General features: G+C 66.1%; 1 protein-coding gene. It reads left to right on the top strand.

What is annotated here, in order from left to right; all coding sequences use genetic code 11:
- On the top strand, positions 1–233 hold a 233-nt coding region (locus GTW67_RS21150; RefSeq protein ID WP_161166375.1), incomplete at both ends, for an acyltransferase domain-containing protein.

Raw genomic sequence — 233 nt, 5'->3', positions numbered from 1 at the left:
CAGGGCAGTCAGCGTGTGGGGATGGGCCGGGGGCTGTATGAGGCCTTCCCGGTCTTCGCCGAGGCGTTCGATGAGGTGTGTGCCGCCTTTGATGGTCTGCTGGAACGGCCGTTGCGAGACGTGGTGTTCACCGACGGGGAGGCTCTTGACGCGACGGTGTTCACGCAGGCTGCGTTGTTCGCCGTCGAGGTGGCGCTGTTCCGGCTGGTGTCGTCGTGGGGTGTGCGTCCTGA

It is taken from the genome of Streptomyces sp. SID5910 (assembly GCF_009862125.1).
In the GTDB taxonomy this organism is placed as follows: domain Bacteria; phylum Actinomycetota; class Actinomycetes; order Streptomycetales; family Streptomycetaceae; genus Streptomyces.
This window is presented reverse-complemented; position numbering and strand designations above follow the sequence as displayed.